General features: G+C 69.9%; 12 protein-coding genes and 2 pseudogenes. 5 read left to right on the forward strand and 9 right to left on the reverse strand.

Annotated features, from left to right (window positions below; genetic code table 11):
- Positions 1–107 precede the first annotated feature (107 nt).
- From RCO28_RS27185 to RCO28_RS27200, 4 genes are all read right to left on the reverse strand, one after another.
- On the reverse strand, positions 108–1,454 hold the full coding sequence (locus RCO28_RS27185) for a DegT/DnrJ/EryC1/StrS family aminotransferase (RefSeq protein WP_308943904.1): 1,347 nt from the start codon (positions 1,452–1,454) through the stop codon (positions 108–110).
- Between the two features lie 170 nt (positions 1,455–1,624).
- Positions 1,625–3,124, reverse strand: a complete 1,500-nt coding sequence (locus RCO28_RS27190; RefSeq protein ID WP_308943905.1) for an amino acid permease — start codon at positions 3,122–3,124, stop codon at positions 1,625–1,627.
- Between the two features lie 176 nt (positions 3,125–3,300).
- Positions 3,301–4,764, reverse strand: coding sequence for an aldehyde dehydrogenase family protein (locus RCO28_RS27195; RefSeq protein WP_308943906.1), 1,464 nt, complete (start codon positions 4,762–4,764; stop codon positions 3,301–3,303).
- Entirely contained in the window at positions 4,761–5,660 is a 900-nt protein-coding gene (locus RCO28_RS27200) for an NAD(P)-dependent oxidoreductase (protein ID WP_308943907.1), read from the reverse strand. The genes RCO28_RS27195 and RCO28_RS27200 overlap by 4 nt, the downstream gene beginning before the upstream one ends.
- A gap of 452 nt (positions 5,661–6,112) precedes the next feature.
- Between RCO28_RS27200 and RCO28_RS27205 the strand changes: the two are divergent.
- Positions 6,113–6,504: pseudogene (locus RCO28_RS27205) on the forward strand (transposase family protein); the annotation flags it as partial.
- A gap of 7 nt (positions 6,505–6,511) precedes the next feature.
- On the opposite strand, the gene RCO28_RS27210 reads toward RCO28_RS27205, so the two are convergent.
- Together RCO28_RS27210 and RCO28_RS27215 are read right to left on the reverse strand one after the other, a co-directional pair.
- On the reverse strand, positions 6,512–6,931 hold the full coding sequence (locus RCO28_RS27210) for a hypothetical protein (RefSeq protein ID WP_308943908.1): 420 nt from the start codon (positions 6,929–6,931) through the stop codon (positions 6,512–6,514).
- Positions 6,932–7,525: 594 nt separating this feature from the next.
- Complete coding sequence (locus tag RCO28_RS27215) at positions 7,526–9,922, reverse strand: MFS transporter (RefSeq protein ID WP_308943909.1); 2,397 nt, start codon at positions 9,920–9,922, stop codon at positions 7,526–7,528.
- A 261-nt stretch (positions 9,923–10,183) separates the two neighbouring features.
- Between RCO28_RS27215 and RCO28_RS27220 the strand changes: the two genes are divergently transcribed.
- Complete coding sequence (locus tag RCO28_RS27220) at positions 10,184–10,828, forward strand: helix-turn-helix domain-containing protein (protein WP_308943910.1); 645 nt, start codon at positions 10,184–10,186, stop codon at positions 10,826–10,828.
- 83 nt (positions 10,829–10,911) lie between these two features.
- Here RCO28_RS27220 and RCO28_RS27225 read toward each other — a convergent pair.
- From RCO28_RS27225 to RCO28_RS27235, 3 genes and pseudogenes are all read right to left on the reverse strand, one after another.
- A pseudogene (locus RCO28_RS27225) lies at positions 10,912–11,239 on the reverse strand (transposase family protein); the annotation flags it as partial.
- Between the two features lie 95 nt (positions 11,240–11,334).
- Positions 11,335–11,892: a MarR family winged helix-turn-helix transcriptional regulator gene (locus tag RCO28_RS27230; RefSeq protein ID WP_308943911.1), complete on the reverse strand. Its 558-nt coding sequence runs from the start codon at positions 11,890–11,892 to the stop codon at positions 11,335–11,337.
- Positions 11,893–12,181: 289 nt separating this feature from the next.
- A complete protein-coding gene (locus RCO28_RS27235; RefSeq protein WP_308943912.1) occupies positions 12,182–12,856 on the reverse strand; it encodes a DUF1326 domain-containing protein in 675 nt (224 codons plus the stop codon).
- Between the two features lie 648 nt (positions 12,857–13,504).
- Between RCO28_RS27235 and RCO28_RS27240 the strand changes: the two genes are divergently transcribed.
- The 3 genes from RCO28_RS27240 to RCO28_RS27250 all read left to right on the forward strand — a co-directional run bounded on the left by RCO28_RS27240 (position 13,505) and on the right by RCO28_RS27250 (position 16,271).
- Positions 13,505–14,341 carry a hypothetical protein gene (locus RCO28_RS27240; protein ID WP_308943913.1) on the forward strand — a complete coding sequence of 279 codons (837 nt, stop codon included), beginning with the start codon at positions 13,505–13,507 and terminating at the stop codon, positions 14,339–14,341.
- Positions 14,342–14,378: 37 nt separating this feature from the next.
- A complete protein-coding gene (locus tag RCO28_RS27245) occupies positions 14,379–14,909 on the forward strand; it encodes a carboxymuconolactone decarboxylase family protein (RefSeq protein WP_308943914.1) in 531 nt (176 codons plus the stop codon).
- Positions 14,910–14,990: 81 nt separating this feature from the next.
- Entirely contained in the window at positions 14,991–16,271 is a 1,281-nt protein-coding gene (locus tag RCO28_RS27250) for an MFS transporter (RefSeq protein ID WP_308943915.1), read from the forward strand.
- Positions 16,272–16,573: the final 302 nt, after the last annotated feature.

Consider the following 16,573-nt stretch of genomic DNA (forward strand, 5'->3'; position numbering starts at 1 on the left):
GGTGATGGCGTACAGAGGAGGGAGAGTGGGTGTCCGGGTGCGGGCATCCCTCTGCTGATCAGGCTAGATCCGCGGTAGTCGGGGGTTCGCCCCCTTCGCTGCGCGGTTCACACGGGCTGTACGGACTGCTGAGCGGTCCACAGGTCGGGGCCGAGGCTCGCGCGCAGTTCCGCGGCGGCGCTGGTGCTGGCCGGACCCCGGTTGATCAGTGCGTGATGGATGACGGCGGCGACGTGAGGCATGGTGGCGACGCCCGCTCCGCGTCGGATGATCTCCTGGGTGCCCAGCCGGATCCCTTGTGCAGGGGTGTCGGGCATCTGTGAGGGCAGGCGGCAGGTGCCGGCATAGATGCCGTGAGCGGCCAGGCGGGCGACGGCGCCGACTCCTCCTCCCAGGGCCGTGGCGTCGATGACGACCTGGTGGGTGCGGGTGTGGCCCCGGTCGGCGCCGAGGATGGCGTAGCCGTGACCGGCGAGGTTCGCGGCCAGATGCTGGGCGGCGGTGATGGTGGGTGCGGCCCAGGACGGCTTCTGTTCGGCGGCCTCGGCGGCGGCGATGGCCAGCGGGCCGAGCCGTGCAGGGTCGTAGTTGGAGCTGAGAACCGGGTAGGCGGCGTGCGAGATCGCCTCGGCGAGCTGCGGGTCGTTGGTGACGGCGGCGCCTCCGGCAGGTCCGGCGAAGGTCTTGTAGGTGGAGAAGGTGACGACGTGGGCACCTTCGGCGAGCGGGTCCTGGACGTATCCAGCAGCGATGAGGCCGGCGGCGTGGGAGGCGTCGTAGGCGAGCAGCGCGCCGATGCGGTCGGCGGCTTCGCGTAGAACGGCGAGATCGTGGGGGAAGAGGGTGACGCTGCCGCCGACGAAAATCAGCTTGGGCCGGTGAGCGGTGAGAAAGACGTCCAGGACGCGAGCGTCGACGTCGAGGTCGGTGCTGCTGTAGGGCAGGTGAACGACCTTCAGGCCCCGTACGCCCGCGGTGGCGTGCGCGTGGTGACTGGCGTGACCGCCAGATTCCGGGGAGAGCACGGCGATGGTGTCGCCGGGCTGGGTGAAAGCGCTGTAGAGGGCCAGGTTGGCCATGGTCGCGGTCAGGAAGCGGACCTCGGCGTAGGCAGCGCGCATCGCGCGCGCGACCTGGGTGGAGGCGATGACTTCGAGGACTTCGATCTCCTGGACACCGGTCTGGAGTTTCCCGCCGGGCCAGCCGAGCGCAGGGCGGGTGGACAGAGCACCGTCGTGGGCGGCGCGCACCGCCGGGGACAGCACGTTCGTCCCGGCGTACAGCACGAGACCTTCGGCGGCCATCCGGTAGTGGTACGCGTCCAGGGTGTGGTGGACGGCGTCGGTGACTGCCGCTGCCCCTTCCTCGCGGTGCAGGGTCTCCAGTTCGTGCAGCCGCTGCCGGCTTGGGGCATCGGCCCAGGGGGCGATGGCGGAGGGCGGGTGGGCGTTCACGAGGAGGGCTCCTTGCGGGAAGGGAAACGAACGTGAGGGGCGGGCTGCCGCCGTGGTTCGGCAGCCCGCCGGGGTGCAGGCCAGAAGAGGCCCGCGTGTCGCCGGTGCGGACGGCGACAGATCGGGGGCCCAGCCGCGGGGGGCACCCTGAGGCCAGCCCGGGGGTGGGGTCAGTCCACGAGGCGCGGCGCGGACTCGTCGCCGGGACGGACCTCGGCGGCTGAGGTGCTGAGGGCCGGCTTGTGGGAGGCGGCTGCTGCGGCTGCCTCTCTGGCGGCGATCTTCGGCTTGGCGTACAGGTAGCCGCCGATCAGGGCGGCGGCCCATATGGGCATGGCGTACAAGGCGATGCGGTTGTCGGCGTCGAAGCCGAGGATCACCGTGACGAAGGCCAGGAAGGCGATCACAAGCCAGCTCAGGGGTGTGGCGAAGGGCAGCTTGAACCAGCTCTCGTGTACTTCGCCGCGGGCCAGACGGCGGCGGTAGATCATGTGGCAGACGATGATGACTGTCCAGCTCCAGATCGCGCCCAGGGTGGCGACGGAGGAGATGTAGACGAACGCCTGCTCGGGGACGATCGCGTTGACCAGGACGCCGATCATCATGGCGGCGCCGGAGGCCAGGATGGCCCCGGCGGGTACGTGGCCCTTGTTGACGGTGGCGAAGCGGGAGGGTGCGACGCCGTCGGCGGCGAGTCGCTTGAGGAGACGGCCGTTGCTGAACAGGCCGGAGCTACAGGAGGACAGCGCGGAGGTGAGGACGACGAAGTTCATGATGCTGCCCGCGGCCGGCAGGCCGATGTGCGTCAGGGCCTTCACGAACGGGCTCTCCCCGGCGTGGAACTCGGTCCAGGGGAACAGCGTCAGCAGCACCAGCAGGGAGCCGACGTAGAAGATGCCGACCCGCCACGGGATGGAGTTGATCGCCTTGGGCAGGACCTTCTCTCGGTCCTTGGTCTCCGCTGCGGTCATGCCGATGAGCTCGACACCTTGGTAGGAGAAGACGACGATCTGGAAGGCGAGCAGGACGGCCATCCAGCCGTTGGGGGCTGCGCCGCCGTGGTTCCACAGGTGCGCGATCGTGCTGTTGACCCCGGCGTCACCGATGCTGAAGACGGCCACCAGAGTGCCGCCGATGATCAGCCCCAGGATGGCGACGACCTTGATGGAGGCGAACCAGAACTCCGCCTCGCCGAAGGCTCCGACCTTCAAGAGGTTCAGCAGCACCAGAGCGATCAGGACGACCAGCGCCGTGACGTACTGCGGGATGGCTGGGAACCAGTAGTGGACGTAGATGCCGGCTGCGGTGATCTCAGCCATGCCGATGACCGTCCACGTCGTCCAGTAGCCCCAGCCGGTGATGAAGCCGTAGGCCGGTCCCATGAACTCGCGGGCGTACTCGGCGAAGCTGCCGCTGACAGGCCGGTAGATCAGCAACTCGCCGAGGGCGCGCATGATGATGTAGATGATCACGCCGGTGATGGCGTAGACAGCGATCAGAGCGGGGCCGGCCTTGGCGATACCGGCGCCGGCACCGAGGAACAGGCCGACGCCAATGGCACCGCCGACCGCGATCATCCGGATGTGGCGCTTGGTCAGACTCTGAGCGAGCCCGTCATCAGTGAGCTCGACGCCATGAGCCGATGGCGGTGGAGGGGTGGTGGTACCCATGAAGGGGCTCCTTCGGGTACGGCGGAGCCGTCACGGTGACAGGCGCCGCCGGAGCGGGGGTTGAGGAAACTGCAGGCCGGTGCGGGGCCGGGCTTCGGCGACGCCTGTCAGACGTCGTACGTGATACGGGTGCGGAGGTGGTGCGCTGGAAGGGGCGGCCCAGGCAGGCCCCCTGATCAGGCCGTGTAGGCGATGGTGAAGCTCTTGTGCTGGGTGAAGCTCTCCAGCGCACCGTCGACGGAGTACTCGCGGCCCAGGCCGGACTGCTTGATGCCGCCGTAGGCCATGCCGGGGATCTGCCCGCCGCCGCGGTTGATCTGGACCCAGCCCGCCTCCAACCGGTTGGCGGTGCGCATGGCCTGGTCGATGTTCTTCGACCAGACGTAGCCGGCCAGTCCGTAGGCGGAGTCGTTGGCCGAGGCCACGACCTCGTCCTCGTCGCGCCAGGGAATGACGACCAGGACGGGGCCGAAGACCTCTTCGCGGGTGACCTCCCAGTCGGCGTCCACGTCGCTGATGACGGTCGGTGCGACGTAGTAGCCGTCCTGGTCGACCGGCCGCTGCACACCGCCGGTGATCAGCTTGCCGCCCTTGTCGAGGCCGGACTGGATGTAGCGGCAGACCTTGTCGTACTGGACCTGGCTGACGATGGCGCCGATGTCGCTGTCCTCGTCCAGCGGGTCACCGATCTTCAGCTTGGCCAGCTTGGCCGTCAGCTTCGCCAGGAACGAGTCGAAGATGTCCTCGTGCAGGTACAGGCGGGAGCCCGCCGTGCAGGACTGGCCCTGGCGAGTGAACCGCATGCCCATGATCACGCCGTCGACCGTGGCGTCGTCGTTGGAGTCGGGGAAGACGATGACCGGGGACTTCCCGCCCAGCTCCAGGGTGACCGGCACGATCCGGTCGGCTGCCGCCGCCAGGATGCTGCGACCGACCCCGGTAGACCCGGTGAACGTCAACTTGGCGATGTCCGGGTGCGAGGTGATCCGCGCGCCCGCCACCGCGCCCGAGCCGGACAGCACGTTCAGCACACCGTCGGGCAGGATTTCCGCCGCCCACTGGGCCATACGCAGCACCCCGAGCGGGGCCAGCTCCGCGGCCTTCAGAACAAGCGTGTTGCCCATGGACAGCGCCATGGCGATCTTCAGCGCGGACAGCTGCACCGGCGCGTTCCACGGCACGATGCCGCCCACCACGCCCAGCGGCTCACGCACGGTGTACGACAGCAGGCCGTCGCCCAGCGGGAGCGTCTCGCCCTTCTGCTCGGAGGCGACTTGCCCGTAGTAACGGAAGATGTCCACCGCCGAGGCGGCCTCGCCACGCGCCTGCGTGCGCAGAGCGTTGCCGGTCTCGGAGGCGATGATCCGCGCCAGCTCCTCCTGGTGCTCGGCGATCTTGTCGCCCAGCTTGATCAGCAGGGCGCCGCGCTCTCGCGAGGGCCGTGCCCGCCAGGCAGGGAACGCCTCCTTAGCGGCAGCCACCGCCCGGTCCACATCCGAGGCGCCGGACGCCGGGACGCGGCCGATGATCTCGCGGCGGCCGGGGTTCTCCACCTCGATCCATTCGCCGGAGTCCGCAGGACCCCATACCCCGCCGATCAGCTGGTGGACGACAGGAATCTCAACGCCGGTGGTGCTCACTTGCCTGCCTCCTTGGTCTGCAGACGAACGCCGGCGAAGTCCTCGTAGAACTCGACGACACTGGTGAAGTCCTTGCCGCCACGCCCCAGCTGACGGCCGATCGAGAACAGGTCCCGCACCGCGTTCGACAGCGGCAGCGGCACCGGCCCCGAGGTGGCGGAAGCGAGGAAGAGGCCCAGGTCCTTGTGCATGAAGTCCAGGGCGAACCCGGTCGGCCGCTCGGCGGAGAACAGCGTGCGCGGGAAGTAGTTCGACAACACGTTGCTGTTGGCGGAGCTCTTGGTCAGAACGCTGACCGCGGTGTCCAGGTCCACGCCCTGACGCACGGTCGTGGTCAGCGCCTCCCCCAGCGCCGCGATGTTGATGGCCGTGATCAAGTTGTTGGCCAGCTTCACGACCTGGCCGCTCCCGCTGTCCCCGATATGCACGACGCTCCCGGCGTACGCATCCAGCAGCGGGCGCACCTTCCCGAGGGCGGCCTCGTCACCGCCCACCATGATCGCAAGGGTGCCGGCATCCGCGCCCTGCACACCTCCGCTGACCGGTGCGTCCAGGAAGCTGACACCCGCCGCAGCGGCCATCGCTGCCAGACGGCGGGAGGTGTCAGGGTCGATCGTGCTGTGGTCGACGATCACCGTGCCCTCTTCGGTGTGCGGCAGGATCTCACCGACCACCGCCTCCACGATCGCCGGCGTGGGCAGGCTCAGGAAGACCGCCTCAGCGCCTTGAGCGGCCGCGGCGGCCGACGACGCCGACCGGGCCCCCGCCTCCACCGCGGTCTGGACCGCCGCGGCATTCAGGTCGAAAACGACCACGTCGCGGCCGGTCTTCACCAGATGGGCGACGACTCGCCCTCCGATGTTCCCCAGCCCTACAAAGGCGACTGTTGCACTCATCGAAAGCTCCGATCTCAGCTGGCCTCCGGCCTCAGCCGCGGTCTGCGGCAGAGGCTGGAATCCGACGGTGCGCAGACCGTACGACTGGTCGGAAATCAGCCACCACCAGCAGATGCCGGGAGCTTCCCCGCCGTTCACTCAACATTTGTCGAAACGAACGCCCGGGGGCCTGAGGGGTGCCATCGCTCGAGGCGCTGGAACGCCGCATTCGTGACCTCTTGGGGCAGATCGACGTAGCGGTCGCCGGGATCCTGCCGACCCGCAAGGAACGGTTCTCCCAGGCCGGATGGCCGCGGTCAGAGCCTGCCAAGACGGGTGCCGCGCACAGCCCCAGGCGCTCACTGCCGCTGAGCAGACGTCTCGCCCAGCACATCGCCTTTCGCGATCCCGGCCGGCGAGCCAGGACCGACGACGGCGAGCGGTACACACGACCGGTGGCGGTCTTGTCCTGGAAGCGCCATGGCATGAACGTGCAGGTCATCGCCACCGCGAACGGCAGCCCGCTGTGGTTCTCGCGCGCCCTGCCCGGACGCACCCATGACCTGACCGCGGCTCGCGCGCACGGCATCGTCCAGGCGTGCCAATCGAGGCAGATTCTGGTCCTGGCGGACAAGGCCTACCAGGGCGCCGGGGCCACGGTCCGCACTCCGTACAAGGGTCGCGATCTCCCCCACCCCTACCGGGAGTTCAACGAAAGCCATGCCCGCTGGCGGGCACCGGGAGAGCGGGCCTTCGCCCGCCTCAAGCAATGGCGGATCTTCCACAAGGCCGCTGCAGAACCAACCGGATCGGCCGGACCGTCGCAGCCGTTCACGCCATAGAGATCGCCTGGCGATCAGGATGAGAAACCCTCACTGAACCGCGCAGTCGATGAACCATGTGATGTGCGGGCGCACCGGGTCGCCGTCGGCCTCGACGCGTAGCGGGGCCTGGACGTGGTCGGCCTCCCAGACGTGGTTGCGCCAGGTGCGGGGACGCTTGCCGAACACGTCCAGTGCATGTGCGGCTTCAGGGCCGTTGCGGTAGCCGGCCCGCTCCCCCGCTGTCAGGTCTCGGCGCACCGCGCGTAGGAACGTCGACAGAGACGGCATCGGATCCAGCAGCGGGACAGCGGCCGCGGGCGCGCCTCCCGGCACAGGCCCTGCGGGCGGCGAGTCCCGGTCGGTTACGGAGGTGTCGGTGTCTGCGGGCTGCGGTTCGGGGGCCGCTTTGGCACGGGCGACGAGTTCACGGTGTGCGGCGGAGGTGTTGCCGTGCCAGTACTCCAGCAACACCCGGACCTCGTCCGTGATTTCGAACCGGTCGTTGTGGCGGGCGGGCGACGGTGGCGGGTGCGGTGGAAGCTGCGGCTAGCCAGCGCCAGACCGTGCAGTCCGAGACGCCAAGGCACTGGGCCGTGGTGCGGACGTGTCCCCGAGTGAGCCGTTGCTCCGCGCGCAGCGCGAGAAGCCGACGGACGGCTGGTGCCCGCAGCGCGGTCAACGACACCGCGTCGAGGGCCGGTTCGGCCGGGGGCGGTGAGGGCTCCTTGATGATGCCGTCCTCAGCGGCCTTGCCGTCCTGACCAGACGGCAAGCGCCGTCCCTCGGAGTGAATCCGCACCTGTCATGGGGTGATGTCGCAGCGAACGGCTGCGGCGTCCTCGATGTGACCGTCGACCGAGTCCAGTTCGACTGGCCCATGAGGGCCGACCCCACCCGGCCCGACAGCCCGGACACCCACGTCACGTCGTACGTGGTGGACCGCAGGTCCAGTCGTCGCCGGGCGCCTCGCCTCAAGGGTTTCCGGGAGAGGCTGATGAGCGCGCCGGGGCGGGGTCGGGCAGAGCCGTCTGCTGCGGCTCTGCCCGGCCGCGGGCGGCTGTGTCACCTGGGCCGGTCGCCCACCAGTGTGACCCGCTCCATCACTCGACGGTCGGGGAAGTAGTCGGACGCCGCGTAGTGCTGGGTGGCCCGGTTGTCCCAGACGGCCACCGTGCCCGGCTCCCAGTGCAGCCGCACCTGGTACTCGGGGTAGCCGGCCTGAAGGATGAGGAAATCGAGGAGTTCCCGACTCGCTTCCGGGGAGAGCCCCACGATCCGGGAGGTGAAGACCCGGTTGACGTAGAGGAGTTGACGTCCGGTCTCGGGGTGCGTGCGCACCACCGGGTGCTCGACCGGGCGCAGCCGGTCCCGTGCGGCGCCGACGTCACCAGGGGCTTTGGGGATCTCGTGCACGGCACGCAGGTCCGCGATCCGTCGCCGCACCTTGTCGGGCAGTCCGTCGTAGGCGGCGGCCATATCGGCCCAGAGTGTGTCGCCGCCGGTGGACGGCACTTCCACCGCGCGCAGCACGGACCCCAGGGGTGGCTGCGGCGCGAAGCTCATGTCGCTGTGCCAGATGTTCTCGGTGCCGGGGTTCTGCCGGTCGCGCGCCAGCCGTACGACATGGGGGTCGCCCGCGCTGGGCAGGAACGGGTGGTCGCGCTCCGGCGTGCCGAAGACTCCGGCGAACTCCCGTTGCCGCGTGGCCGTCAGGTTCTGTCCGCGGAAGAACAGCACCTTCCACTCCAGCAGCGCCTGCCGCAGTTCGGCACGGGCTCCGGCGTCCAGGGGCGCGGCCACATCGAGGTCGGTGACCTGGGCACCGATCACCCGGGTCTGCGGGGTGAGCCGGATGTGTTCGTACGTGTGCGGGGTGCCGTTCGCTCCGCCCGGGCGGAACTCCCGGGGGGTCAGCGGCATGCTGACGGTGTGGTCGGGGAAGCCGTCGGCATCGGGCGCCGCGGCGGTGGAGTCGGAGTCATGGGGTGAGGTGGTCATGCGGGGGCTCCTTCGTGGTGGCAGAGGGGTCATGCGTGGTGCGGGAGTTGGGGTTCCGGCGGAGGCGGGCGCGCCGATGCCGCCGGTCGCCGGAGTCCGGCCGTGGCGCATGCGTGCCGCCGTGGTGAAGGCGAGTGCGCCGCACGTGGCGCAGGCCAGGTAGGCGAGGCCGTACGTAGCGGATGAGTCAGGTCCGAATGTGCCGCGCAGACCACCGAGGAGCGCCACTCCCGTCCCTGCTCCGAACTGGCCGCAGGCCGCGAGCAGGGCGGTGCCGGTGGCGGCCCTGGCCAGCGGTACGGCCTCGGTGACCAGGTTGGAAAGGGCCGGATACTGCAGGCCGATGCCGAGGCCGAACACCGCGACCAGCAAGCCGAGTTGGGCCCGGCCGTGCGGCAGGACCGCGAGACCGAGGGCGCCCGCGGTGAGCAGCGCGGACCCGAGCATCGCGGCGTGGCGCGGGCTGTGCCGCCGGGCGACGAGGCCGCCGAGCGGACCGCCCACCAGCGTGGCCACGCCCAGGGGGAAGGTCCACAGCGCGGCGGCCAGCGCCCCGATGTCCTGCTCGTCCTGCACCATCTGCGGCAGGAGAAACCCGACGGTGCCCACGACTGCCGACCCGAGCACGGCGAGCGGCAGAGTGGTGCGCATGCCGGGCGAGGTCAGCAGCGCCAGGTCCACGGCAGGCTCGACACCGGCCCGCGCCAGGCGCCGTTCGCGGCGTACGAAGATCAGGCCGAGCAGGATCGCGGCGGCGAGCGCCGCGGGTACCGCCGGGGCGGTCCAGCCGGCGGATGAGCTCCTTCCGATCCCGGTCAGTGCGGCACTGAGCGCGGCGCCGAGCAGCAAGGCGCCCGGTACGTCCAGGCGTTGCCGGGCAGGGGGCATGGGTCGGCCGCCGCGCGGGGAGGGGGCGGCGGGCTCCGGCCGCTCGCCCGGCAGGACGAGCGCGGCGCACGGCAGCATCACCAGGACGAGGGCCAGCAGGAACCAGAAGACGCCGCGGAAGCCGTAGGCGTCGGTGAGGTGACCGCCGAGGAAGGGGGCGGCGACTCCGCTCACCCCGATGCCGGTCGCGGCGACACCCAGGACCAGCGGTACGTGCGACGGCGGGAAGACCTTGCGCACCAGGGCGTACGAGAGGGAGAGCAGCCCGCCGACCGTGCCCTGCAGGATCCGGCCCGCCACCAGCATCGGCAGCTGGTCGGCCAGGGCACACAGCAGGGATCCCACGGCGAACGCCCCGCTGCACGCGAGCATGACGCTCTTGATGCCCAGGCGGTCGGCGAGGCGTCCGGTCAAGGGGATGCTCACGGCAGCGGAGAGGCTGACGGCGGCGACCACGACATCGGCGGCCGCCGCCCCGAACTCGGCGGTGAGCGACGGCACCGCCGGATAGACCAGGCTGATCTCCAACGGGGCGGTCTCGGTGAGCAGTACGAGCACTACGAGAACCGCCACGCGGCGGAGCGCGGACGGGGATGAGGCGGGGCCGCTGTGAGCGGTGACGGGCACAGGCACGGGCGTCGTCCCTTCGGGCGGGCACCGAAGCCGGGGTCGTGAGCAGGCGAAGCCGGCTCCGCGGGACCGGGCTCTGCGGACGGGCACAGCTTGTCCGCGAACGGATTTAACCCGCCTGGGTTAAACATGTCCATGGGCGCGGCAGGCAGATTCTTCGCACCCCCTGCCGGCCTCGCAGTACGGCGCGCTAGATTCCCGCGCATGACCATCCGCCCCCACACCACCCGGCAATTGCTGCTCGATGTGGCGGAACGCCTGTACGCGGAGCGCGGCGTGAACGGGGTGTCGCTGCGCGAGATCGGCGCGGCCGCCGGACAGCGCAACACCGGGGCCGTGCGCTACCACTTCGGTTCCAAGCCGCAGTTGCTGGAAGCCGTCATCGCCCGGCGCATGGCGCCGGCCAACGAGGCACGCGCGTCGTTCCTGGCTGAGGCCGAGGCCGAGGCGGGTGAGGGAGCGGCCCTGACGACCCGCACACTCGTCGAGGCGCTCGTCCTGCCGCTGGGGGCGCAGCTGGGTGAGCCGGGGCGGCCCAGCTGGTATCTCCGGTTCCTGGCACAGGCGTTCAGCGATCGCGAGGTGGGGCGCCTCATCTCTGAGTTGCGCTACGGGCAGGGCCGCACCGCACTGTGGACCGAGGTGCAGGAGCGCGTGCTGGCCAGGCTCGACTGGCTCCCGCCAGAGCGGCGGCACGAACGGTGGATGTTCCTGGCCAGCTTTGTCACCCATGCGCTGGCGGACCGGGAAAGCCTCATCGCGACCGCCCCTTCGGGCCCGCTCACCCCGCATGACGACTTCGTGGCACATGTCGTGGACGTGGGCTTGGCGATCATCACCAGGCCGTGAATCCTCGCGCCGGAGCGGGCGTAGCGGCATGTGCGGCGGCAGTCCCTGCCGATGGGCGTTGAGGGACTCGCTCGAGTGGACGTGGCGAGGAGGATGCCGTGTTCGCGTGCGGCACGGATGTCGAGCACGGCCCCGGGCAGAGCGGGTGAGGCCCACAGCAGGCGTCCGGCCGGGTCGGCCAGGACCTGCACGTTCATGCCGTGCTTCTCGCGTTTGCCGGAGTAGAAGGGCCGGTCGGCGGGGATCCGGTCGAGGCAGGAGCGTGCCGTAGAGCAGGACGAACGCTTTCCTTGACGCGTCGCGGACGGCTTGCTCGAGCGTGGGTGCCAGCGCGGCCAGGAGGCCGACGGCTTCGGCGATGTACCGGTTGACCGTGGTCGTGCCGATACCGAACCCGGCGGCGAGCTGGGAGGGTGATCTTGGTCGTGAAACCCGTCTACCTGAGGCTTCTTTCATCTCTCACGCCAACTGCCGCACCAGCACAGCAGGTTGGAAAGGCTTATTGCCTACCGGGCCGCACTCCACCTCGCCGCCGTCTTTGTTTGGACTCGCGATTGAACAAGAGGAGGAGTCTGGGAGTTCACGTCGCCCTCAACGTTGGCGACCATCCTGCGCAGCACCTTGAGCGCAGCCACGTACTCCTCATCGCTGATGCCTTCGTGGACCACGGCGCGCAGCTCGGCCGCCAGCTCGCGCAGCCGCACCCTGGCAGCCTCCCCGGCATCGGTGAGGTGCAGGCGCTGCCCGGTATCGATCCGCAGCCAGCCGCGGTGAACCAGTTGGTCGACGACGCGCGCAATATCGTGCGGCCCGTCCGCGAGGGGCGTCAGCTGGATGACGACCTCCGCGCGGCTCGGCCCCTCCGATCCACCGTTCACACAGTTCAACACCCAGTACTGCGGCTGCGTGACGTCGATCCTGGCCATCGCGTCACGCAGGTGCCCGGTAACGGCCGCGTGGGCGAGTCCGCTCCAGTACCCGATGGGCTGGGTGGCCAGCATGTCGTCGGCTGCGCCCGGATCGGCCGGCGCCTGGTCTGTGGGGGTGCCCGTCAGGGGTTTCATGATCCCGAAGCTATATCCGCCAGCGCCTTTGAACACCGCCGAATTTGCGTCAACCGGACCGAGCCATGGGACGGCCCTGGCCATGCGAGCCGACAGACAAGCCATCGCCTTCCTGGCGGCACGCCACCTCGCCGCATCCTCCTCCAGACCCGACGCTGACCAAAGAGACAGACCCTGGTTGCGTGACCAACTCGTTTGGCGGCAAGAGCTGTTGCATGGGTTTCGCGTCGACTCAGATCACGTACGGCTCGCGCGGAAGCCGTACGCGATCTGCGACTTACCGGCGCGGTCAGGGGCGCCAGTCGAAGGGGAAGTGCTTGCTTGAGCCGCCCCGGTATTCGTGCGAGAAGTCGAACCCTTCTGCGTGGTCGCCGTCGACCACGCCCCAGGTCGCGATCTGCCCGGGACCGACCTCGGCTCCGGGTGCGTTGATGAGCTGGACGCGGCGGTTGGGGTCTGCTGTGGGACCGGTGAGCGCGTTGGCGCCGACGGAGACCTTGTCGGCCACGCTTGCTCGCCAGTACGAGAGGTCGTCGGGGGCCTCGAAGTGGATGGGGGCGTACCGGACTTCGCGCAGGTCGCTGATGAGAGAGCCGAACTCCCCGGGCCAGCCGCCGGCGTGGCCGGTGAAAATCTGCTCCAGGGCGGCACGCTGAGCGTCGTCGCCCTTCGCGTCGATGTAGAGCATCGCCTTCATGGTCGCGTCGGGGTCGCCGACCCACATGTTCCCGGCGAACTCGCCGAGCGCCACAACTCCCAGGCCATCGAGGCGTACGTCACCGAAGTGCCCCTCGTGCACCTGCCAGACGAGAGTGAAGAGGCAGTCGCCGTGCGTCGGCGACTGGGCGAAGGTGCAGGGGCACGGCAGCGCACAGCTGCACACGTCGAACCACTCACCGCGAAGGTGCCAGTCGGGTACAGCGCCCCCCTTCATCTCCGGGGCCTTGCCGGTGCCGGCGGCCATGACGCGCGGAGCGGGGAGGGGCGCTGATGTTGCGGGCGTCGTGCACATGAGACCTCCAGGGTGGTTGACCGGCGTGAAGCTCTGCAATTCTGGATACCCCTTGGGGGTATCCGGCCCGGCCAGATTAAGGCACCCGAGACGGCCGGTCAACTACCCCCAGGGGGTATAGATCCCGCATGGCCGGGCTCGGTGGCGGCAGGGCTGCGGCGCACCAGCGGTGCAGGCGGCGCGAGTTGATGGCGCCCGCCAGGAGGACAGGACCACGACAGCGGCAGCGGCAGCGGCAGCGGGGATCCTGCTTACGTCTGGGGGCTTACTCGGCTACGAAGGCGCCTCCGACGTCGACCGGTCGGCGACGAGCGCCCCAGCCGCCGCGCGACGAGACTCCGGCCTCCACCCCCTCACACCTCCCGGGCAAAGCCGGCCGGCGGGATGAGTAGAGCGCCGACGACACCGACCCAGTCGGGTCGGCAACCCGCCACCGCGGAGCGGCAGTTGGGCGCCTCCATCTGATGGATCCGGCCCGGAAAGCCCTCCTTCAAGGTTCCGGTCACCCACGCTGGCCATATACCCCCCAGGGGTATATGGTTCCGATCAACGCACCGAGCGGACAACGCCGGAAGGCCCAGCACACCCATGGGAGATGTCATGAAGAACCACGCCGGCCACGAGCACACCCACCACGCCGGTCACGGCAGCCACAACGGTCACGGCGGAGCCCGTCCCGGTGGGCTGTCGGTCTCCGAGAACGGGTACACCCTCGAACTCGACTCGACGATCCTCACCGCCGGTGTGCAGCCGATCAGCTTCCGGGTGACCGGCCCCGATGGGCAGGCTGTGACCGAGTTCGTGCCCGAGCACGAGAAGGAGCTGCACTTCATCGCCGTCCGGCGCGACACGGCCGGGTTCCAGCACGTGCACCCGGTGAGGGACGAGAAGGGCACCTGGAGCGTGGAGTTGGCCCTGGAGCCGGGTGACTGGAGACTCTTCGCCGACGTCCACCCGGTCGGCCACGACGGGACCATGACGCTGGGGATCGACGTCGCGGTCGCCGGTCCGTACGACCCGCGGCCGCTTCCCGAGGCCACCGGGATCGCGCAGATCGGCGAGTACACCGTCGCGCTCGACGGCGAACTCGTACCCGGTGTGGCGAGCGCACTGACCCTCACCGTCAGCCGGACCGGCCGCCCCGTCACCGACCTGCAGCCCTACCTGGCCGCGTACGGGCACCTGGTGGCGCTGCGGGTCGGCGACCTGGGTTACCTCCACGTCCACCCGGAGGGCGGACCCAGCGACGGCACTACCGCACCGGGACCCGAGATCGCTTTCATGGCGGTCGCGCCTTCGGCCGGCACCTACCGCCTGTACCTGGACTTCCAGCACGACGACGCCGTCAGGACAGCGGAGTTCACGGTCCGTACCACCGAAGTGGCCACTCCCCCGCCGACCGCGCCCGAATACAGCAGCCACCACGCACACCACTGACCCGACTCAAGCACGCCACCCACACCAGGAGGACGTCATGCCCCGCCTGACCGGACTCACCCCTGACACCGCGATCGGCGCCTCGCACGACCTCCTCGCCGACCTGGTCTCCCGCCATGGCCAGATCGGCGACATGGTCTCCACGATGGCGCACTCCCCGGCCGTGCTCGGCGGCTACCTCCAGCTCAGCCGGGCCATGAGACGCGCCAAACTCGACCGACGGATCAGCGAGCGGATCTCGATCGCCGTCCAGGCCCAACAGGGCTGCGGGCTCTGCCTCGACGCGCACGTAAGTGCCGCCCACGCCATGGGAGTTGACGAGGAAGAGATCGAGCGAGCCCACGCGGGCACCTCGGCCGATCCCGCGATCGCGGCGATCATCACCCTCGCCCTCCAGATCTACCGCGAGCCGACGTCGATCACCGACGAACAGGTCATCGCGCTGCGCGACCACGGCTACAGCGACCGCGCGATAGCCGACGTCGTCGGCGTCGTCGCACTCAACATCCTCACCGGCGCCTTCAACCTGCTCGCCGGCCTCACACCGGAGAGCGTCACCGGTGCGTAGGGACAACCCCGCCTGTACGTGCGGGCCACGGCCACCACCCCGGGGCCGTGCCCCGCCCCATGGATACGGAAGGACACCGCCATGCGTCTCTTCGCCATCCGCGACTACCGCCGCCTGTTCAGCGCCCAGGTGATCGCCCTGTTCGGCACCGGCCTGACCACGGTCGCCCTCGGCCTGCTCGCCTACGACCTCGCCGGCCCGAACGCCGGCCTGGTGCTCGGCACCGCCCTCACCATCAAGATGGTCATGTACGTGGTCATAGCCCCGCTGGCCGCCGCGTACGTCGACCGGCTCCCCAGAAGAACCCTCCTGGTCATCCTCGACGTGGTCCGCGGTTCGGTGGTCCTGGCACTGCCGCTCGTCGCCGAGGTCTGGCACATCTACGTCCTGATCGGCCTCCTCCAGGCCGCCTCCGCCGCGTTCACCCCGACGTTCCAGGCCGTCATCCCCGACATCGTCACCGACGAGTCCGACTACACCCGCGCCCTGTCCGCCTCTCAGGTCGCCTCCACCATGGAGAGCCTGCTCAGCCCCGTCCTCGCCGCCGTCGCCCTGACGTTCATGAGCTTCAACTGGCTGTTCCTCGGTACCTCCGCCGGGTTCCTCCTCTCCGGCCTGCTCGTCCTGTGGACACGTATCCCCGACGCCCGCCCCAGTGCCCACACCAAGGCATGGGACAAGGCGGCGGCAGGGATCAGGACCTTCCTCAGGACACCGCGGCTGCGCGGCGTCATGGCGCTCAACCTCGTGGTCGCGGCGGCCGGTTCGATCGTCGTCGTCAACACCGTCAACTACGTACGCGACGAGCTCGGCGGATCGCAGTCGGGCGTCGCGTGGATGCTCGCCGCCTCCGGCACCGGAACCCTCCTGGCCGCCCTCGTACTGCCCCGTGTCCTCGACCGGATCGCCGCCCGCACCGTCATGACGACCGGCGCCGGAATCCTCGTCGGCGGCACGACCGCCGCGGTGACGCTCATCGCGGCCGGCCTCACCTCATGGGCCGGTACGGCGATCATCTGGACCGTGATCGGCATCGGCATGGCACTGATCATCACGCCGACCGGCCAGGTCCTGCGCGCCTCCGTCGCACGGAACGCGATCCCCGAGGCATTCGCGGCCCAGTTCTCCCTGTCGCACCTGGCCTGGCTGATCACCTATCCCATCGCGGGATGGCTCGGCACGAGCGTCGGCTTCACCGTCGCCTGGTCGGTGCTCGCGGTCCTCGCCGCGGCAGGGGCCTTCGGCGCCCTCGTCCTCTGGCCGCGTCACGACGGACGCGGAACCGGATCCATGGCCAGCCCTGTGACGCCCACGGTTCACGCACCGAGCGGCGACCGGTCCAGCCTGTCCAAGGCCGCGTGAAGCACCTCGTACAGCAAGAGACTTGGCCGCCGTACCGCTCCGCGCGGGCGGCGGCCACGGTCACGAGCGGGGCCGAGGCAGCGACAAGTTCGGCCCGAACGACGCGGGCGACGCACTGCGCAAGCCCGTCCAGGTCTACGGTCCAGGACCGGCGGGGGCACTGCCTCCGGGGCGGCCCGGCACACCTGTCGTCTGCCCGTCCGAGCCGACCCCGGGGCTCGCGGCGCTTGCGGGGTTCGCGGTCGCGGACGACGGACTCGTACAGGTGACGGCGACCCTGCGAGCCGGTCGGTGCGAGTCGA

It is taken from the genome of Streptomyces sp. LHD-70 (genome assembly GCF_031157275.1).
Taxonomy (GTDB): Bacteria; Actinomycetota; Actinomycetes; order Streptomycetales; family Streptomycetaceae; genus Streptomyces.